This window comes from Acinetobacter sp. ANC_7682 (assembly GCF_056779795.1).
This window is the reverse complement of the sequence record NZ_JBWYIQ010000014.1, coordinates 54664-73791: the sequence shown is the minus strand read 5'-3', so window position 1 is coordinate 73791 and position 19128 is coordinate 54664. Positions and strand designations below refer to the sequence as shown.

General features: G+C 38.8%; 18 protein-coding genes. 10 read left to right on the top strand and 8 right to left on the bottom strand.

All coding sequences use genetic code 11. The annotated features are described in order from the left end of the window. Nucleotides 1-148 precede the first annotated feature (148 nt). Entirely contained in the window at nucleotides 149-2029 is a 1881-nt protein-coding gene (gene parE / locus AC1M9D_RS07470; RefSeq protein ID WP_481590164.1) for a DNA topoisomerase IV subunit B, read from the bottom strand. A gap of 14 nt (nucleotides 2030-2043) precedes the next feature. Next, a complete protein-coding gene (locus tag AC1M9D_RS07465) occupies nucleotides 2044-2628 on the bottom strand; it encodes a YqiA/YcfP family alpha/beta fold hydrolase (RefSeq protein ID WP_481611849.1) in 585 nt (194 codons plus the stop codon). 248 nt (nucleotides 2629-2876) lie between these two features. Between AC1M9D_RS07465 and AC1M9D_RS07460 the strand changes: the two genes are divergently transcribed. Next, nucleotides 2877-4208: a PGAP1-like alpha/beta domain-containing protein gene (locus AC1M9D_RS07460; protein WP_180028389.1), complete on the top strand. Its 1332-nt coding sequence runs from the start codon at nucleotides 2877-2879 to the stop codon at nucleotides 4206-4208. Between the two features lie 43 nt (nucleotides 4209-4251). Here AC1M9D_RS07460 and AC1M9D_RS07455 read toward each other — a convergent pair whose 3' ends face one another. After that, nucleotides 4252-4752 (bottom strand): disulfide bond formation protein B, encoded by a 501-nt coding sequence (locus AC1M9D_RS07455; RefSeq protein ID WP_180028388.1) that lies wholly within the window; start codon nucleotides 4750-4752, stop codon nucleotides 4252-4254. An 18-nt stretch (nucleotides 4753-4770) separates the two neighbouring features. Further along, on the bottom strand, nucleotides 4771-6348 hold the full coding sequence (gshA, locus tag AC1M9D_RS07450) for a glutamate--cysteine ligase (protein ID WP_180028387.1): 1578 nt from the start codon (nucleotides 6346-6348) through the stop codon (nucleotides 4771-4773). Between the two features lie 212 nt (nucleotides 6349-6560). Between gshA and AC1M9D_RS07445 the strand changes: the two genes are divergently transcribed. From AC1M9D_RS07445 to AC1M9D_RS07435, 3 genes are read left to right on the top strand one after another with little or no spacing between them, the layout of a single operon-like run. Then, the gene (locus AC1M9D_RS07445; protein WP_035264779.1) at nucleotides 6561-7100 is read left to right on the top strand and encodes a DUF924 family protein; all 540 of its coding nucleotides are present in this window, start codon (nucleotides 6561-6563) and stop codon (nucleotides 7098-7100) included. 35 nt (nucleotides 7101-7135) lie between these two features. After that, entirely contained in the window at nucleotides 7136-7690 is a 555-nt protein-coding gene (locus tag AC1M9D_RS07440) for a CC0125/CC1285 family lipoprotein (protein WP_481611848.1), read from the top strand. 37 nt (nucleotides 7691-7727) lie between these two features. Then, on the top strand, nucleotides 7728-9035 hold the full coding sequence (locus AC1M9D_RS07435; RefSeq protein ID WP_481591972.1) for a DUF445 domain-containing protein: 1308 nt from the start codon (nucleotides 7728-7730) through the stop codon (nucleotides 9033-9035). 187 nt (nucleotides 9036-9222) lie between these two features. Here the strand turns inward: AC1M9D_RS07435 and thrH are convergent, their stop codons facing one another. The 3 genes from thrH to AC1M9D_RS07420 are packed head-to-tail and all read right to left on the bottom strand — an operon-like array spanning nucleotide 9223 to nucleotide 11250. After that, nucleotides 9223-9855, bottom strand: coding sequence for a bifunctional phosphoserine phosphatase/homoserine phosphotransferase ThrH (gene thrH / locus AC1M9D_RS07430; protein WP_092766549.1), 633 nt, complete (start codon nucleotides 9853-9855; stop codon nucleotides 9223-9225). Between the two features lie 12 nt (nucleotides 9856-9867). Next, nucleotides 9868-10476 (bottom strand): LysE family translocator, encoded by a 609-nt coding sequence (locus tag AC1M9D_RS07425; protein WP_035264787.1) that lies wholly within the window; start codon nucleotides 10474-10476, stop codon nucleotides 9868-9870. A 3-nt stretch (nucleotides 10477-10479) separates the two neighbouring features. Next, nucleotides 10480-11250 carry a 2OG-Fe dioxygenase family protein gene (locus tag AC1M9D_RS07420; protein WP_481611847.1) on the bottom strand — a complete coding sequence of 257 codons (771 nt, stop codon included), beginning with the start codon at nucleotides 11248-11250 and terminating at the stop codon, nucleotides 10480-10482. Nucleotides 11251-11347: 97 nt separating this feature from the next. Between AC1M9D_RS07420 and AC1M9D_RS07415 the strand changes: the two genes are divergently transcribed. The 3 genes from AC1M9D_RS07415 to AC1M9D_RS07405 all read left to right on the top strand — a co-directional run bounded on the left by AC1M9D_RS07415 (nucleotide 11348) and on the right by AC1M9D_RS07405 (nucleotide 15011). Next, on the top strand, nucleotides 11348-12220 hold the full coding sequence (locus tag AC1M9D_RS07415) for a LysR family transcriptional regulator (RefSeq protein ID WP_481611846.1): 873 nt from the start codon (nucleotides 11348-11350) through the stop codon (nucleotides 12218-12220). A 155-nt stretch (nucleotides 12221-12375) separates the two neighbouring features. Continuing rightward, nucleotides 12376-13539: a methionine aminotransferase gene (locus tag AC1M9D_RS07410; RefSeq protein ID WP_481611845.1), complete on the top strand. Its 1164-nt coding sequence runs from the start codon at nucleotides 12376-12378 to the stop codon at nucleotides 13537-13539. Between the two features lie 104 nt (nucleotides 13540-13643). After that, on the top strand, nucleotides 13644-15011 hold the full coding sequence (locus AC1M9D_RS07405; RefSeq protein WP_092766554.1) for an MATE family efflux transporter: 1368 nt from the start codon (nucleotides 13644-13646) through the stop codon (nucleotides 15009-15011). A gap of 51 nt (nucleotides 15012-15062) precedes the next feature. Here the strand turns inward: AC1M9D_RS07405 and AC1M9D_RS07400 are convergent, their stop codons facing one another. After that, nucleotides 15063-15908 carry an SDR family NAD(P)-dependent oxidoreductase gene (locus tag AC1M9D_RS07400; RefSeq protein ID WP_035264797.1) on the bottom strand — a complete coding sequence of 282 codons (846 nt, stop codon included), beginning with the start codon at nucleotides 15906-15908 and terminating at the stop codon, nucleotides 15063-15065. A gap of 198 nt (nucleotides 15909-16106) precedes the next feature. Between AC1M9D_RS07400 and AC1M9D_RS07395 the strand changes: the two genes are divergently transcribed. The 3 genes from AC1M9D_RS07395 (at nucleotide 16107) to phoR (ending at nucleotide 19104) form a co-directional block, all read left to right on the top strand. Then, nucleotides 16107-16793, top strand: a complete 687-nt coding sequence (locus AC1M9D_RS07395; RefSeq protein ID WP_092766555.1) for a TetR/AcrR family transcriptional regulator — start codon at nucleotides 16107-16109, stop codon at nucleotides 16791-16793. Between the two features lie 228 nt (nucleotides 16794-17021). Next, nucleotides 17022-17732 carry a phosphate regulon transcriptional regulator PhoB gene (phoB, locus tag AC1M9D_RS07390; RefSeq protein WP_035264799.1) on the top strand — a complete coding sequence of 237 codons (711 nt, stop codon included), beginning with the start codon at nucleotides 17022-17024 and terminating at the stop codon, nucleotides 17730-17732. Nucleotides 17733-17742: 10 nt separating this feature from the next. Next, a complete protein-coding gene (gene phoR, locus AC1M9D_RS07385; RefSeq protein WP_481611844.1) occupies nucleotides 17743-19104 on the top strand; it encodes a phosphate regulon sensor histidine kinase PhoR in 1362 nt (453 codons plus the stop codon). Nucleotides 19105-19128 lie beyond the last annotated feature (24 nt).

Genomic DNA, 19128 nt, shown 5'->3' with positions numbered 1-19128 from the left:
CGGAATTAGGTCGACCACTTACCCAAGTTACGCCTTAAATTTGGCTCAATTAGGGGCGCTTTGCATTTCAAATCTTTGTGCAACAAAGCCTCTGTGAAGTATAAACAAGCCCGCATCTGCGGGCTTTAATGCTCGTGTCTGCAGAAAATTAAACGACTAATTCAGCTAAGTTGCCTTTTTGTTCCAACCATTCTTTACGATCACTTGCGCGTTTCTTGGCTAATAATTTATCTAATAAACCTGAAGTAAAATGCACATCATCCAAATCTAGTTGCACCAAACGACGAGTATTGGGATCCAATGTTGTTTCACGGAGCTGACTTGCATTCATCTCACCCAAACCTTTAAATCGTGTGATTTGTGGGGATTTAGTTTTGGCTTTTTTCAATATGCCTTCTAATTCTACTTCGTCAAGCGCGTAATGCACATCTTTACCGTCATCAATACGGAATAAAGGTGGCATCGCAACAAATAAGTGCCCTGCTTCAACTAGACTTGGGAAGTGCTTCACAAATAATGCACATAGCAAAGTCGCAATATGTAATCCATCTGAGTCTGCATCGGCAAGAATACAGATCTTGCCATAGCGAAGTTCAGACAAATCATCAGAACCCGGATCAACTCCTATTGCGATTGCAATATTATGAACCTCTTGAGAAGCAAGTACTTCATCTGAAGAGACTTCCCAAGTGTTTAAAATTTTTCCGCGGATCGGCATAATCGCTTGGAAATTCTTATCACGCGCCTGTTTGGCAGATCCTCCAGCAGAATCACCTTCCACAATAAATAGTTCTGACTCTTCCAAACTATGTCCCACACAATCAGATAATTTGCCTGGTAAAGTTGGACCTGAAACGATTTTTTTGCGCTCAACTTTCTTCGCTGCTTTTAAACGACGTCCCGCTTTTGAAATCGCCATTTCAGCCAATTGCATTGCAATTTCAGAGTTTTGATTCAACCATAAGGCAAAAGCATCTTTTGCGATGTTCTGCACAATCGCAGAGGCTTCACGACTTGAAAGACGCTCTTTGGTTTGACCTGAAAATTGTGGCTCTTGAAATTTCAAAGACAGAATATAGTTCACGCCATCCCACACATCTTCCGCTGAAAGCTTCATATTACGTGGTAAGAGATTACGTAACTCACAGAACTCACGGATCGCATCCGTCACACCTGAACGAAGACCATTCACATGTGTGCCACCTTGCGCCGTTGGAATCAAGTTCACATAAGATTCTTGAATGCTCTCTCCGCCTTCAACATTCCAACAAATCGCAAACTCCGCACTGGCACGTTCCGCGTCACCTGTAGCGACAAATGCAGGCATAGGGATGATTTCACGATCTTCCAACTCATCCATCAAATAATCGACGAGACCATTTTCAAACTGCCAAGTGATCTTTTCGTCGTTAATTTCATCAACATAATTGATTTGTAAGCCAGCAGCTAATACCGCCTTCGCTTTTAAATTGTGTTTAAGTGCCTTTAATGCAAATTTAGGTGAATCAAAATATTTCGCTTCAGGCCAAAAGTGAACTGAGGTACCCGATGCACGTTTAGGTGCTTTACCTTCCAGAACTTCAAGTGGTGCCGTTGCTTCACCTTGCTCAAAGGCCATTTTGTACAAATTACCTTGGCGCTGAACTTGGACTTCCACACGTGTGGAAAGCGCATTTACAACAGAAATACCAACCCCGTGCAAACCACCAGAGAATTGATAATTATCTGTGCTGAATTTCCCGCCTGCATGCAGTTTAGTCAGAATGATTTCAATGCCGCTTTGACCATATTCAGGATGAATATCAACTGGCATACCACGCCCGTTATCTTCTACTGACAATGACCCATCTTTATACACAGTCACTGTAATTTTATTCGCGTGTCCTGCCAATGCTTCATCGACCGCATTATCAATGACCTCTTGCGCCAAATGGTTTGGACGTGTGGTATCGGTATACATGCCTGGACGACGGCGTACAGGATCTAAACCAGATAAGACTTCAAGGGATTGGGCCGTATATTGAGACACGTTGAATTGTTTCCTTATTTTAAGCTGTCAGCTAAAAACTGATATACCAAGGGTATTTTATCCGCGAAATCATCCATCGCGTGATTGCCATATGTTTCTGTAATGAGGAACGCTTGATGACCATCGCAATTATAATAACGTTCCGCTTCACGATAATCCAAAACTTCATCACCTTGTTGTAACAAGACCAAGATTTTGTCTGCATCTTGCACAAACGGAACTGCCATATGCTCCAATTGATCAAGCTGAGCTTCATCTAACGACCAATTCGCAGTGACTGGATAAGGAAACTGCGCCGTTGAAAACAAGTTTCTAAATAATTTCCATGGTTGCATAGCGGGATTAATCAGTACAGCTGCAACTCCATGTTTCGCGGCAAGCTGCGTCGCATAAAATCCACCTAAACTGCTCCCAATCAAAACGACATTTGACATAGACTCGATGAGTGTCGAAATCGAAGTCATGACCTGATCAGGCGGCATATTTAAATCGGGCAAATGCACTTGTACATGTTCATGTCTTTCAAAATACTGACGAATCAGTTGCCCTTTAATCGAAAAAGGACTACTTTGAAATCCATGTAGATAGATAATATTCATGAACTGATTAATTGCATTTTCCTCAAAATTGTTCTAATTTTTATTGTGAATCAGATCACATATTTGTTTCTCTTTTGTACGATAACAAATATTGTCAGACAAAAAAATTAGAGCCGATCTGAAATCAAAGTTATCTTAAAAATTGTTCGGGATGAACAACATAAGATAAATACAAGGAATTTTATACAGTGATCATTGCTAAAAATAAAGTGTCTTTAGATGATCATGCACTATCAGGATAAGACTAGATGCCGAGTTTAACGCCACTACATGAAACCTATTGTAAATGGGATCGATCTCCTCCAAGTCAGGCCGATGTGCTTGAAGGTTTGGCACAACTGGTCAGCACTCCAATTAACCTTGCTGTTCAAAATCTCATTCAATCACTTCAACGTGAAGTGCTCTTAACCGTATTTGGTTTAAGTAAAAAAACATCAAAAGAATTTCAAAAGAAAACCTACGTTCGAAAGTTATATCAATTTTCATATGACACGCTTCTAAATTACGGAAATTATTTGGTCGCACCAGCCCTGCGCAAAATCATTGATCAATTTCCGAAACTCCATGATAAACCCCTCACGCCAAAAATGATTTTTTTGGTCAGTGCTCTTAATGGCGTGATTGGCGACTATTTACTCAAAAATCAAAATCCGTTGGCGATTACAAGTAATCTGTATGATCACTATGGAGAGTTACAACAGGGTGACCTGTCAGGTCGTGTCGTGATCTTTTGCCATGGTCTGTGCATGAATCATCTTGATTGGACCAATCGTAACTATGGCGGTATTGGTGAAAAACTGCTTGCACAACGCGACAACAACACCATGCTTTATTTGCATTACAACACTGGTCGCAGAATTTCAGCGAATGGTCGTTCGTTGGCCAATATGCTTGAAGACTTGGTAAAGCGCAATCCACGTATCACCAGCCTTGATTTAATCGGTCACAGTATGGGTGGTTTGGTTTCTAGAAGTGCTTTGTTTTATGGTAAACAAAATCTCCATCAATGGTTTCACATGGCAGAGAATTTGGTCTGCTTAGGTTCTCCACATCATGGTGCGGTTCTAGAACGTATTGGCTTTGCCGTTCAAGAAAAAATTGGACACTTTCCCGTCATCAAGTTAGCCAGCCACATTGTGAATATTCGCAGTGATGGTATTTTGGATTTACGCCATGGTAGTGTCCGTGATGATGACTGGGAACACAATCACGCTCGTATTGGCATGATGGATGATAATCGTAAACCTGCACCGCTGCCTTCACATATCAATACATTCTTAGTAGCTGGAACAATTGAGTTTGAAAATCGTAAAAATCGTACACTCAAAGTCATTGGCGATTACTTAGTGAGTGTGCAAAGTGCTTTGGGTGAGCATCCAAATCCGCGATTCCAACTGAAATTGCCAGAATCACACAAAGCTGTGTTCTACGGGCTCAATCATATGGAGATTCAATACCATTCCAGTGTTGCTGAGCAAATCGTTAAATGGTTCTATCCACATCACGATGAATTAGCTGAAGAGCAAATCCGTAAATATTTAATCAAATTAGAAAGCATGGAAGGAATCGTAGAAACCTGACCATCTTCAATAAAAAAGCCAACTATTAGTTGGCTTTTTTATTTTAAGCAGGATACTTTCTGAATAACTGCCAAATCGAGATGATCAGCAAAATACTAAAAAATACCAAAGACCATACAGGTAAAGACTGACCTAGGAAAGTCCAGTCTACTACCGCACATTCGCCTGATCCTGACAGCACTTGTTGAAGCACTGTTTTAAGCGGCAAAGCATCTACCAAATAATCTAAACCAGGCCCACAACTTGGCACTTTATCTGGAGGTAAACTCTGCAGCCAGACATGACGTGCCGCAACACCCGCTGACCATAAAATCGATAATGTCCCTAGGAAAGCATATGCTCGTTTTAAACCATTACGGACGGGATTGTGTAGAACCGCAATAAAAGAAATCAGTCCCAGTCCGATCAGACCTAACCGTTGAAATACACACAATGGACAAGGCTCAAGTCCTTGGACATGTTCGAGATACAACGCGAAGGCCATTCCAATCACGCTGGCTACAAACAACAGACCACTCACCATGCGATAATTTTGCCACTGCATATACTTTCCTCAATATTTTTATCGATATGCTTTTAAATATTCTTTAAAGCTTAGACTACACTCTGCTTCCAACTGTTGTTGCTGTTCAAGTGATTGCACTGTGAGTTGTTCAAAATAGGTGACTTTATCCTGAGATAACACATAATTTTGATAATGATCAGCATGTTGATGCGCGAGCACACTGCCTAAGCTCCAAGTACCACTATGTTTTACAGTATCTTCTACTATTTTCGCAGAGAAGGTTTCATCCACCTCATCTACACGTGATTGCATGATTTGCATTGCATCAGAATACAACGAGGTCAAGTGAACTTGATCTAACGTTTCTGCTAAAGGCTGCATCTGTTTGAGATATTGATTTGCCCATGTCTCAATTTCAATTGATTGACCATTTTCAACAATGGCAGCATTTGGCGCACGTCCACGATTCACAACTTCTTGCTGGTTTTGTTCAATCACTTCAAGTTCATCATCTAGCAGCTCAGGACTGTCTTTTAATAAACAATAAAGCGCTAATACCTCTAAGAAGCCTGCAGTATCTTCATTAATACCAATAGGGCTGTATGGATTCACATCTACTGCGCGCAATTCTACATACCCTACACCACGGTTTGCTAATGCATCAGATGGTGTTTCACCAGACTGTGGTACTTGTTTAGGGCGTACAAGACTGTAGTACTCATTTTCAATTTGCAGTACGTGATCATTAATTTGGATCGGTTCGCCCGCTTCGTCATCTAATCCCAAACGACTGAAAGCAGCATAAGACGTTTTCACCGCCTTTTGTAAGCCTGCTAAATATCCTTTCAAATCATTGTAATGAATACCTAACTCTTTCTGCGCTGAGTTTTGATATCCAAAGCGCCCCATACGCAATGCAGTGGCATATGGCAAATACAATGTTCCCTTAATTAAAGGCAATAAATGATGTTCACGACCCGTCATAAAACAACGACAGACCGATGGGCTTGCACCTATCAAAAACATAACCAATGGGGTTAAACGAATGAAATTTCGAATTAAAGCGAAATATCGATGGCTGCGATAATCCTGCAAACTGAGCTGTTTTAAAGCTTCATCTTGCTCGTTTGCTTGCAACTGCTCAAACAACGCATCAGGGAATGAAACATTGTAATGTACACCTGAAATCGTCTGCATACGACGACCATAACGTACACCTAAACCACGACGGTATAAGGTTTTGAATTTACCAATATTGGACGAGCCATATTGCGCAAGACGAATACTTTCTTCTTCATCATCCAACATACATGGCATCGACATTGGCCATAGCTTTTCACCATCTTCTAGATGTCGATGAGTGAAAGCATGAATATCTTCTAAGTAGCTTAATGCTTCAGGAATTGAAGATTGAGGAGGCGTAATAAACTCAAGTAAGGCTTCAGAATAATCTGTCGTAATATGAGGATGAGTTAACGCAGAGCCTAAACCCTTAGGATGATCTTTCTGGGAGATAAAGCCATCACTTTGCATCCTTAAGCTTTCGCGCTCAATGCCTCGTAACATACCTTTAAACACCGACGAATCCACCCAATTTGGTAAAATTGTTTCAGAGAGCGCTTCGGGTTGACTCATTACTTACTCGCTTATCTAGAAGAACGACTGAGATAAAAAATTATTGATTTATATCAAGTATACCGTGATTTATATTCCCAAATGCAGTTTGCATATACATTTCAGTTGGATAAACCTTTTATTTTGGCAAATTTTTAACACAATCTTAGTCTTTAAGACATCTGAAATTTGTGATTTTATTGCAGAATAAATGCTAACAAACTGTAAAGAATATGAATTATCACAACGTTATAGATTTTTGGTTCAGTGCTGAAACTCAACCACATTGGTTTGCGAAAAGCGATGCTTTCGATCAACTTATTCAAGCGCAATTTGGTCACACCATCCAACAAGCTGCCGCAGGCGAACTATGGACATGGCGGGAAACTGCTTTAGGACGCTTAGCAGAAATCATTGTCTTGGATCAATTTTCTCGTAATGTTTATCGTGGCAAAGCTGAATCTTTTGCCCAAGATCCATTAGCACTTGGGCTAGCTCAAGAAGCGGTTCGTCTTGGTTTAGATCTCGAACTGGAACCTGAACAACGTAGCTTCTTATATATGCCTTTCATGCATAGCGAATCAAAAATCATTCACACTCAAGCGCTTCGTTTGTTTGAGGCATTAGGCAACCCTGTAAATTTAGACTTTGAGAAAAAGCATCAAGTCATCATTGAACGTTTCGGCCGCTATCCTCATCGTAATGAAATTTTAAATCGTCTCTCTACGCCTGAGGAAATAGAATTCTTAAAACAGCCAAACAGTAGCTTCTAAATTGATATTGACACAACAGACTTCAGGAGAGCGAAATGAAAAACTTATGCATGATTTTGGGATTATCTGGCATGCTCCTGCTGTCTGGTTGTGTCACGACGCCAAGTAAACCGCGTACATTTGATCAGCTTGGGCAATTCGCAACTATTCCCTTGAACCAATCAACGTATCGTATTAGTTTTCAAGGCTCATCTAACATGAGCTATGGTACAGCTGAAGAAATAACCTTACTTAAAGCTGCACAAACAACAGTCAAACAGGGCTTTCATTTTTTTAAAGTCCAAGATGATCCAAGCAATCGCACACAACAACCACCTCGTCAAACTGTGGTTTATTCCAATCCTTACCCGTATGGTTATGGATATCGTAGACATCCTATGTTCTTTGATCCTTTTTATGATGTGCCACAGGTGGTCAGTTTAGAGCCAGTTCAAGTAGCCTATACCATCACCTGTTTTAAAGATCAAAAAACAGCACCTCAAGATGCTTTTGATGCACGTTTAATTTTACAGGCCTTAGGGTCTAAATATGGTTTAAGTGCTACAGGCGACATACTGCCTGTACAAACACAGCCTTCTCAATCACAATAAAATAATATTAATACAACAGCTTACATAGGAATTATGCATGAGTGTATCACCAACAATGACTACCCCTAGTCTGGATCGAAGCAAACGGTTTGCCATGATCGCACTGGTTGTCGCTGTATTGGCTTGGATATCGCTCATGGTGGCTGCCAAAATTTTTCCAGAATATGTTTGGCTTATTCATATTTTAATGTTGTCTGCTGAAGCAGGTGTGGTTGGTGGTTTAGCAGATTGGTATGCCATTACGGTTTTGTTTCGGAACCCATTCGGCCGTATCCCTATTCCTAAGTTTTTAAAAGATCACACCGAAATTATTCCACGTAACAAAGCGCGTATTGCAGAATCCATGGGACGTTTTGTTCAAGAAAACTTCCTATCGCCACAGATTGTGGCAAAAAGCTTGAGTCAAACAGATGTGAGTTTGGCAGTAGGACAATGGCTAGCCAATCCAGATAACAATCGTCAAGTGACTCAAGTGATTCAACAGACAGTGCCTAAAGTTTTTGAGTTTGTTGGACAAGAACAAGTCGGTAGGTTTATTCAAACTAACAGTGTGCAATGGGTAAAGAACACTCAAATCAATACCCTGGCCAGTGAAATGATTCGTGCCGTATTAGAAAATGACTTCCACCAAGATGTTTTACAACGTGGTCTCGATGTTGCGCACGGTTGGGTGACTTCACATCCTGAACAAACTCGGGAGCTAACCCGCACCCTATTTAAAGAACTCGGAGTGTGGCGTTTAGCCAAAGGCGCAAGTTGGATCGGTATCGATGTTCAACAAAGAACGATTGACTCTTTAATAGAGCGTGTCGAGTCAATGTTGGCAGATCCAGAGCATCCATGGCGTCAAAAAATTGAGAGTATTGCACAGCATTTAATGACTGAACTCGCAAATCCTGAAAGTCAGGCGAGTCTTAAATTAAATGAAACTAAAAATGCATTGTTAGATAGTCCTCAAGTTTTAAATTTTATTACTGGTGCCGTCGTCATTCTGTGCAATGCCATTCGTGAAGATTTGGAGAAAGCAGATTCAGGTATAGCTGAAAATTTACGTGTTGCGATTCAACAAGTCGGTCAAAACATCATTTCCAATCCTGCATTACGCCAATTATTAAATGAAAAAATGAGTTCAATGGCAGTCAATCTCAGTGATCAATACAGCGAAAAAGTCATTTTATTTATCAGTGAACGCATTCACGAATGGGACTCACGAGAAATGATCGATAAAATTGAAAATGAAGTCGGTGGTGACTTACATATGATTCGCGTCAACGGTGTTGTCGTTGGTGCATTTATCGGTTTAGTGTTAGGGATCATCCGAGCAGCAGTTGAATTTTTGATTTAACTTAGAAATGAAATTTAAATTTGGTCGCTGACTAAAATTGAATTCATTGTGAATTGACGTCATCAAAAAGCCCATTTCTGCATGAATGGGCTGTATTTATTATTCTTAATCCATTTAAAGAACTAAGCTATCACTAGAGTCATTCCTATCTGCTTCATCTTATATAAACCATAATAATATTATAAGGTTACATAATTTTTTTACGATTTAAATGTGAAATAATATCTTGATAAGAGTCTACTTTACAAAAATAAGCTGGGGAGTTCTTTCTCACGTCTTCTGAGGGTTGAAATAAAAAACCATAATCAACTAAATGCAACATCGAAAAATCATTGAATGCATCACCGATCGCAATACTATTGGTCATTGAAACGTTTTCTTTTTGGAACTTTACAATAATTTCATGTTTCCCTTTATCTCGTGTATACAGAACATTTTCTATAAATCCATCTGGTCCAATTTCTAAGTGATGACAATATGTATTTTTAACAGGAAGATTTAATTTTTCAAAAAAGGGAAATAAAAACTCATAAAAGCAATCTGAAATAATGTTAACTTCAAAATTTTCAGCCTTTTGCAAATATTCTAAAAACTCCTTAGCATCTGGAATGACATCCAGTTCTTTAATGTCATCGATTAATTGTTTTAAAGGAATTTTATTTTCTTTCAGTAAATTAATTCTAAATTCCATCAGAGACTTATAGTCTGCGACTTCTCGAGTTGTAATCGCCAACTCTGGGATATTGTATACATTTGAAAAGTGTTTCCATATTTCAGGGACAAGAACACCTTCCATATCGATAAAAGCCATCTTTTTCATATTGCTACCCTATTATTGAAATTTAGCAAACAGAAGTGCTATCCCTAGCAGACATAATACAGTTCCAATCACTCGGTTAATCTGTACTTGCTTAGCTAACATTTTCTGTCTTAAAACAATCGATGAAAAAAGCAAAGCCACCAATCCAAACCATAAAAAATGAGCAAAAGACATAAATAGCCCATAACCGACCAGAATCGCTTTCGGCGTACTCACACTGATGATCTGAGTGTATGTACTAATCACAAATAAAGTCGTTTTAGGATTAAGTGCATTGGTGAAAAAGCCATATTTCACTGCTTGAAAAGGATTAATTGCAGCAGTTGATGACGTCTCGACAACCGGACTTTGTACAAAAGTTTTATAACCGATATAGATGAGATAGATGGCTCCAATATACTTCACAATATTTAGAATTTGAGGTGTATACGCCATGACAAATGCGACAGCAATAAGCGTATAAGTCACATGAATCAACACACCTAAAGAAATTCCCAGTGAAGTGAGAACACCTATCCTTCTACCATATAAGTAACTGTTTTTTGTCACGATAGCAAAATCAGCACCAGGACTCACAACAGCGAGTATGGTGATGAGAATAACTGCTATAAACTCACCCATTCATTATGCCTTTTTAAACGTGATCACTAATACATCTCTTAATCCAGTATCACCCAACGTAAAATCATTGACTTTGATTTCCGTTACGCTGTGATAGACCTGATGATCATCCACAAGTGCGATATCTAAAAAATTTTCAAGCATAAATTCTGCTTTCAAATTCTTATTCAAGTCATAAATTCGGGTCATTCCACCTTGAACATTTTGACGGTTGATCATGGCCATTAAAACGAAATCCACACCATCGCGATGTATCCCTTCAGGGGTTGGCTTACCACTATCGTCAAATTTTGCTTCAATGCGAAATTGATGCGCTTCGATAAACCAATTTTCAGTTTCAATTTCTGAAAAGGTGAGATATGCGAGTTGTAGTAAATTTCTAAAAATTGGATTTTCAATTGTATTTTTATCAATCTCTGAAAAATATCTCGCAATTCCACCATTCAAAGTGTTGTATTCAATCGTCTGAAAATGAGGAATATAAGAATTTTTCAGTAAAATTTTATGCTTATCATTAATAGTAAAAGTTGCATGTTTTCTTGTTCGATATTTACCTTTATCCGACATAAATTGATCTAAATCTAGAGCGTTCCAACTGTCTATAAAATCACTGACATCTTGCTCATTAACATCGTGAAAATTATTATTTTTCTGTATTTCTTGGAATGTATTTAAATCAATAAACGCATAACCCTTTTTGATTATCTCTTTTGAATATGTGTATTCATCGAGATGCTGCTTGTTAAATGGACTGAATTTTAATATATTTTCCATTGTATTAGATTAATTTTGCTGTTGGTAATCTTCATTTTGAACAAAAGTTAAAAAAATAAAATCAATAAAATCGACTAAAAATATATGAGTTTTTGGAATGATAGAAAAAATATCTTTGAATTCACTGAAGTTTTTTTATTTTGTCGCTAAATACAGCAGTGTCACGATTGCAGCAAAGAAATTATTTGTTACGCAAAGTGCCGTCAGTAAGCAAATTTACAATCTCGAAGAAATATTAAATATCACATTATTTGAACGACGAAATAAAACCTTGATACTCACCAAAGAAGGAGAAACTCTTTTTCATTGCGCTCAGAATATTTTCAATCAATTGGATGATTGTTTAATTGGACTAACTCAAAATAAAACTGAAAACAAACAATTGGTACTGTCCTGTGAACCAACCATTTCGATGAAGTGGTTAATTCCACGACTTGTTGAATTTAAAAAACTTGGACATGATTTTGAAGTGGTTTTGCTCACAGGTGGTGGTGTAGTCGACTTTGAAAAAGATAATATCGATATCGCAATACGAAGAAATGATTTTGAATGGGGATCGCATCTGTTTAGTGAGAAAATTGGCGATGAATATATTGTGGCAGTCCAAGCATCTCACCACCCTAAAACCAAAGAATTGTTAATTTCTAAATCACGCCCTTATTTTTCAAAAAAATTACACCAATTGGATGAACTCAAAGATATTTTGAAGAAACATTCCAAAATAGAATTAGAGCATTTTTACTTATGTTTAGAAGGCTGCTTGGCTGGCCTAGGAAAGACGATCATTTCTATCTACATGATTGAAAAAGAATTAGAGCTCAAGTCTGTAAAAAAAATAATACCAATTCTTCAGGATGGTTCTGCCTATTATCTACTGTCCCATACTAGATTTATTGAAGATCCTCGGAAGATTATTTTTTTAAATTGGTTAAAAAATGAAATGAAGCAAAGTCAGATCAATCATTTTTAACATGAGATCACATAGATCATCTAAGGTTTTAAACTTAATTGAAGATCATTAGAATCTTATGAGAATTAAAACGAATATGTCCCAGATATTTGTATTTAGTGCAGGCATTTCAACTGCTAAACTACGAAGAAACGGGCTAAATATTACTATCCAGCATGATTAAAATTGAATCTAAATTACCAGACTTAGGTGTCACTATTTTTAGCGTGATGTCAGCACTCGCCCAAAAGTTGAACGCATTAAATCTTTCTCAAGGTTTTCCTGATTTTCCACCTCCTCCTGAATTAATTGCAGCTTTAGCTCAAGCCACACAACAAGACTATAACCAATATCCACCTGGTGACGGTCTGCTGAGTTTAAGACAAAAAATTGCAGCCCAATTCTGCCAACGAGACCAAGTCGATTTAGACCCGATCAGCGAAATCACCATTACACCTGGTGCAACGACTGCAATTTTGTGTGCGATTCAAGCTGTTGTAAATGCTGGAGATGAAGTAATTATTTTCGATCCTGCTTATGATAGTTATGCACCTGCAGTGAAACTCGCTGGGGCGCAAGCGATCCATATCAACTTGGTACATCCAGACTTCCATGTTGACTGGAATGTGGTGAAAGATCGAATAAATGAACGAACGCGATTAATCATTGTAAATACACCACATAATCCCTCAGGTGCAATTTGGTCCAAGCAAGATTGGCAACAACTGATCGAGTTGATTCAGGATAAAAACATTTGTGTACTTTCTGACGAGGTCTATGAACATTTAGTGTTTGATGGTCAACAACATTATTCTGCGCTTAGTTTTCCTGAACTTCGAGATCGTAGTTTTGTGATTGGTTCATTCGGAAAAACGTTTCATGTTACTGGTTGGAAAACTGGATATTGCGTTGCACCTCAGGCACTGATGAAAGTATTTCGTCAAATTTATCAATTTGCCAATTTCTGTGGTGTCCATCCGATTCAAGTCGCGCTTAATCAATTCATCGAACAACATCCTGAACATATTTTAGATCTCCCCAATTTTTATCAAGCTAAACGTGACTTATTCATCCATGGAATTCAGCATTCAAAATTTCAATATCTGCCGTCACCAGGAACTTATTTTCAAAACTTAGATTTCAGTACACTAAGACCTGAGCTCACAGATATAGAAATGTGCCAATATCTTGCAGAACAACACAAACTGGTAGCGATTCCTATATCAGTGTTTTATCAACAGCCACCTCAAGATCTGAAGCTCATTCGGGTCTGTTTTGCAAAACGAAAGGAAACCTTGCATCTTGCAGGAGAAATTTTAACGAAGGTTCAATCACAATAACGAAAAGAGACGAGACGGATTACTTTATTACTAAAGCAATTTGAATGATAAGGTGTTAAGGTCAATCCGTTGATATAGAAAACAATAATGGATAAGACTTATATATGGCGAGAACCTTACGGCCGATTGATGAACCTGGTTTCTGGAAAGTTTTTTTAGTTTTTTTAGTTCCGCTGATTGCAACCAATATCCTGCAAAATTTATCCGGCACAATTAATACGATCTTCGTCGGGCAAATGATGGGCGTTCAAGCAATTGCTGCTGTTTCCGTCTTCTTCCCTATTTTGTTCTGTCTCTTGGCTTTTGTGATTGGGCTTTCGGCTGGCTCGACGGTATTGGTTGGTCAAGCGTGGGGAGCACAAAATTTAGAAAAAGTAAGAGCGGTTGTCGGGTCTACTATTTTTATGACATTGATCGGCGGGACGATTATTGCCATTTTAGGTGTTCTATCTGCACGCCACATTCTTGAAGCCTTGGGCACAGACCCAAGTGTCATGCACTTATCTTTGCCTTATGTTCAATGGATGTTAGCAGGTAGCCCACTCCTTTTTATCTATATTATTTATACCTCTATCTTACGTGGTGTCGGTGATAGCATTACACCTCTCATCGCTTTGGGAATGACCAGTTTAATTGGGCTCTTTATTACTCCTGTTCTCATCGCTGGATATTTTGGATTTCCTCAATTGGGTATCATTGCACCTGCCATCGCTACGATTGTGGGTTATCTGGCCGTGCTTATTTTTCTGTACGTTTATTTAAATAAAAAAAATCATCCATTACGTCCAGATTTAGCAATGTGTAAACATGTACGCCACAATCCTGAACTGAGCAAAATTATTCTCAGACTTGGCGTTCCTACAGGCATTCAAATGGTCACGACCTCTGTGGCAGGATTAGTCATTGTCGGCTTGGTCAATCGCTATGGTTCAGAAGCAACAGCTGCTTATGGCGCAGTTAATCAGGTTTTGAACTACATCCAATTCCCTGCTCTGTCTATCGCAATTGCTGCCTCTATTTTTGGGGCTCAAGCGATCGGTGCAGGTAAAGCGGATTCTTTATCACGTGTAACTAAAACAGCACTGGGGATGAATTTTGTCTTTACAGGCGGGCTCGTAATCTTGGCTTATTTGTTCTCAAAATATCTCATGGCATTATTTATTACAGATGAAAAAGTCGTGATACTCGGGCAACAATTATTGTTTATTGTGCTGTGGTCAATTTTATTTTTTGGCGCGAGTGCTATTTTCGCCTCAATTATGCGTGCAAGTGGCACTGTGACTATGCCAATGATCATCAATATTGTAGCCATACTCTGTATAGAACTCCCAGCAGCTTATCTATTTAGCGCATGGTGGGGGCTGGCGGGAATCTGGTACGCTTATGCTTTGGCTTTCGTTTGCTTATGTGTGATGCAAGGTTTGTATTATCAATTTGTTTGGAAAAAGAAAACTGTTCAAGTACTGATTTAAATTAGAAATCAAGAAAATAAAAAACCCGCATGACGCGGGTTTTTTTAACGATTATTTAGAATCGAAACGTTTACTCATTTTAGTCGCAAATGCAGTCACTTTTTGATAGCCCGTTGGCATCACACGTTGCATTAAATCAATCACTTTCGCATCGTTACCAATCAGTAAACGACGACGATCTTTTTGCACTGCTTCTAGAATTTGACGCGCTGCTTCTTCAGGTGGACAACGTAATAACTTATCAAATGTCTGTGCAGATTTCTGTGGATTCATGCCCAAAGATTTTAAACTGTCATTCATTTTTGCAGCTTTCGCAATATTGGTACGAATGCCACCTGGATGTACGCACAGCGCGCTCACACCCACATTTTCAATATCTAGCTCTTGACGAAGAGATTCAGTGAAACCACGTACAGCAAATTTAGTTGCATTATAAGCAGACTGAGTTGGTTGCGCAGTTAAACCGAATAAACTTGAAATGTTGATAATGTGTCCATCACCTGTTTTCTTAATATATGGTAAGAATTCTTTGGTGCCGTATACGACACCCCAGAAGTTAATATTAACAATCCATTCCAACTCTTCGTATGTTGCACCTTCAACGGTCGAACCCAATGCCACCCCAGCATTGTTGAAAATCATGTTCACTGAACCATGATTCTGTACAGTTTCAGCCGCCCATGCTTTAACTTCGTCACGATTCGCAACATCTACTTTTTTGGTTGTGACTCGTACATTTGCATTCTTCGTCAGTTCAACTGTTTCTGCTAAGCCCTTTTCATTTACGTCACTTAAAGACAAATGACAACCTTGCTTAGCCAGTAACACCGCAAGTTGTTGACCAATACCAGAACCTGCACCTGTGATTGCAGCCACTTTGTTTTTAAAATTTTTCATTGTGAATCCTTTTTTTGATTTTTATGCACCACAGCGTTGATCTGGGTCATTCATGTTCACTATAATTTTGACAATTATTATTGTCAATGTAACTATCGACCATTTTTATTGTTACTATAGGCCAATTTAGTATCTTTAGCTGATCAGTACTCTATACTGACCGCAGCATAACACTTTTATAAAAAGACTCGAATTGCTATGAACCCAGAGAACCTCACTCCATCAGAACACGAGCAAGCGATTGAAAAGCCTCCCGCAAAAGAGCGTCAATTTAAAGGGATGTCCTTAACTGAACGCAAACAAGCACGCCGTGAGAAACTTATTGAAGCGGGTATTGAAGCATATGGAGCTCATGGTTTTTTCTCAGTAACCGTTAAAGATATTTGCACACAAGCGAAATTAACTGAACGTTACTTTTATGAATCTTTTAAGAAAAGTGAAAACTTATTCCAAACGATCTTTTTAGAACTGATTGAGAAGCTTCAACAAACATTAATGCAAGCTATTATGAAAGCCTCTCCTGAGCCTCTAAACATGATTGATGCAGGTCTAAATGCGTTCTTTAGTTTTTTAGAAGATGATCCGCGTACCGCTCGGATTATTTATATTGATGCAATGCTCGTCCAAGAACTTCATAATCATGCAACCATTCAAGAAACAATGGGCCGTTTCGACCGAATGATTCATGCCTTTGTCACATTAATGATGCCACATACCCATCTCACTGAAAAAGAGATCTCCTTGATAGCAACTGGTCTAAATGGCTATGTCACTCAAGTTGCTGTTCGCTGGGTAGTAGGTGGTTTTAAACTTCCACGTGCTGAGGTCGTTCAGGCATGTAAAACTGTTTTTCTCGCCCTATTGAATGATCTAATGAAAAAGTAGCATCAAATTAAGATGAAGAAATTGTGACAAATCGTAAGTAAATTTAAGATATTGATTTAATTCATGATTAATGAATATCAATGAGACAAAATATCAGCTTAATTGTCACAAAACATTGCTATATTTAACTTCGATTTCCATCTTGCAATGATACTGTCATAATTAATCTTTGTAATAAGCCTGTCATAAATATAAAACGGTTCACCGTTCATCATAGGATATTGCGTTGTGAAAGATGACTACATTTTAATTGTCGACGACGAGCTCCCAATTCGGGAAATGATCCATACTTCTTTAGATATGGCAGGCTTTCAATGCTTGGAAGCAGAAGATGCGAAACAAGCACATCAAATGATTGTTGATCAACGTCCAGCGCTTATCCTACTCGACTGGATGTTACCGGGTGGGGTAAGTGGCGTAGATTTGTGTCGTCGCCTTAAGCGTGATGAAACACTTTCAGAAATTCCAGTCATTATGTTGACTGCGCGTGGCGAAGAAGACCATAAAGTTCAAGGTCTTGATGCTGGTGCAGATGACTATATGACAAAACCATTTTCAACGCGTGAGTTGGTATCCCGTATTAAAGCGGTATTAAGACGTGCAAATGCGTTAAATGGCGAAAAAACCATTGATGCAAATGGCTTAATTCTTGACCCAGTAAGCCAACGTGTCAGCTATAATCAAAATATTCTTGATATGGGGCCAACAGAATATCGTCTATTGGCATTCTTTATGACTCATCCAGAACGTGCCTATACCCGTGCTCAATTACTTGATCAGGTATGGGGTGGAAATGTGTATATCGAAGACAGAACCATCGACGTCCATATCCGTCGCTTACGTAAAGTGCTCGAACCTTATGGTGCAGACCGTTATGTTCAAACTGTGCGTGGTACTGGCTATCGTTTTTCAACACGAGCTGATGTTGCTTTAGGTTAATTTAGATTTTATGTACGAACCCTACCCCGTCCCAGAATTGGCACGTGAACATCAAAAGTTTCTATATAGCAGTTTATGGACTTTTGCCAAGCAAGACTTACGTTTACTGGTATTTCTACTGATTATTGCGGGCTGTATCGGGTTAGGGCTTGGCTATCTTTGGATATGCTTAGGCATTGCCTGTCTTATATTTTTTGGTATCCAATTACGCTCATTATATTTAGTCAATGATTGGATTTCGAATCGTCCTTACGATGTACCACCAAATTTAAATGGAATCTGGGGGGCATTACTGTTCAATGTATATCGGGCTCAACGCCAAGAACGTATTGTTCAGTCTGAAATGGTTGGACTGATCGATCGAACTCAATCTTCTCTCGTAGCTTTATCAGAAGCGATTATTCTTACGGATGATTCCCATCAAATCGAATGGTGGAATCCTGCTGCGGAAAAACTATTTGGGATTCAAGCTGTTGATCGTGGCCGTAACCTGCTCACGATTATTCGCCAACCTGATTTTATTGAATATTTTCATAATACCCATCAAGCACCAGATGGTGTAAAAATTAAATTGGTGAACCATGATAATAAGTATGCGCAAATTAAACTAACTCGCTTTGGCAATGAAAGTCGACTATTGGTTGCGCACGACATTACCCGTATGAAAAATCTCGAGCAAATGCGTTCAGATTTTGTTGACAATATTTCACATGAATTAAGAACGCCACTGACAGTGTTAAGTGGGTATATCGAAACATTCACAGATCAAGAAGATATCAATCCGCGCTGGAAACGTGCCTTTGAGCAAATGCAATCGCAAACTAAACGCATGAATGCCTTGGTCAATGATCTTTTACTTTTGTCTCGTTTAGAAAATGAAAAACAAATTGCGAAAAATCAAATTATCGAAATGCCAAGTTTAATGAACCATCTGTTCGATGATGCGCAAGCTTACAATATTGATTATGGTCATACACTTAACCTTGATATAGACAGCCACTGTGACTTAATTGGTTCAGATATGGAATTGGCGAGTGCGTTTAGTAACTTAATTACCAATGCCATAAAGTACACCCCGAAAGGTGGCACCATCACCATCGGCTGGCATGATGATGGAGAACGTGGCTATTTTTCTGTTCAGGATACTGGTATTGGAATTGATCCAAAACACTTACCGCGTTTAACTGAACGTTTTTATCGTGTGGATAGTGCACGCAGTCGTCAAACAGGTGGTACTGGTTTAGGCCTTGCCATCGTTAAGCACGTACTTATGCAACATGGCGCACATATTGAAATCGAGTCGAAAGAAAACGAAGGCTCTACATTTATTGCCGTGTTTCCCAAAGAACGCTTGTATAAATTGCACGAATAAAAAAAGCGCCTAAGGCGCTTTTTT

What these genes read in the sequence shown, in the direction of transcription:
- AC1M9D_RS07410 (WP_481611845.1), top strand. Translation starts at nt 12,376, where the DNA reads ATGATTAAAATTGAATCTAAATTACCAGACTTAGGTGTCACTATTTTT.
- AC1M9D_RS07425 (WP_035264787.1), bottom strand. Translation starts at nt 10,476, where the DNA reads ATGGGTGAGTTTATAGCAGTTATTCTCATCACCATACTCGCTGTTGTG.
- AC1M9D_RS07395 (WP_092766555.1), top strand. Translation starts at nt 16,107, where the DNA reads ATGAACCCAGAGAACCTCACTCCATCAGAACACGAGCAAGCGATTGAA.
- AC1M9D_RS07465 (WP_481611849.1), bottom strand. Translation starts at nt 2,628, where the DNA reads ATGAATATTATCTATCTACATGGATTTCAAAGTAGTCCTTTTTCGATT.
- AC1M9D_RS07445 (WP_035264779.1), top strand. Translation starts at nt 6,561, where the DNA reads ATGAATTATCACAACGTTATAGATTTTTGGTTCAGTGCTGAAACTCAA.
- AC1M9D_RS07405 (WP_092766554.1), top strand. Translation starts at nt 13,644, where the DNA reads ATGGCGAGAACCTTACGGCCGATTGATGAACCTGGTTTCTGGAAAGTT.
- AC1M9D_RS07400 (WP_035264797.1), bottom strand. Translation starts at nt 15,908, where the DNA reads ATGAAAAATTTTAAAAACAAAGTGGCTGCAATCACAGGTGCAGGTTCT.
- thrH (WP_092766549.1), bottom strand. Translation starts at nt 9,855, where the DNA reads ATGAAAAAGATGGCTTTTATCGATATGGAAGGTGTTCTTGTCCCTGAA.
- AC1M9D_RS07435 (WP_481591972.1), top strand. Translation starts at nt 7,728, where the DNA reads ATGAGTGTATCACCAACAATGACTACCCCTAGTCTGGATCGAAGCAAA.
- AC1M9D_RS07455 (WP_180028388.1), bottom strand. Translation starts at nt 4,752, where the DNA reads ATGCAGTGGCAAAATTATCGCATGGTGAGTGGTCTGTTGTTTGTAGCC.
- AC1M9D_RS07460 (WP_180028389.1), top strand. Translation starts at nt 2,877, where the DNA reads ATGCCGAGTTTAACGCCACTACATGAAACCTATTGTAAATGGGATCGA.
- AC1M9D_RS07440 (WP_481611848.1), top strand. Translation starts at nt 7,136, where the DNA reads ATGAAAAACTTATGCATGATTTTGGGATTATCTGGCATGCTCCTGCTG.
- gshA (WP_180028387.1), bottom strand. Translation starts at nt 6,348, where the DNA reads ATGAGTCAACCCGAAGCGCTCTCTGAAACAATTTTACCAAATTGGGTG.
- AC1M9D_RS07420 (WP_481611847.1), bottom strand. Translation starts at nt 11,250, where the DNA reads ATGGAAAATATATTAAAATTCAGTCCATTTAACAAGCAGCATCTCGAT.
- phoR (WP_481611844.1), top strand. Translation starts at nt 17,743, where the DNA reads ATGTACGAACCCTACCCCGTCCCAGAATTGGCACGTGAACATCAAAAG.
- AC1M9D_RS07415 (WP_481611846.1), top strand. Translation starts at nt 11,348, where the DNA reads ATGATAGAAAAAATATCTTTGAATTCACTGAAGTTTTTTTATTTTGTC.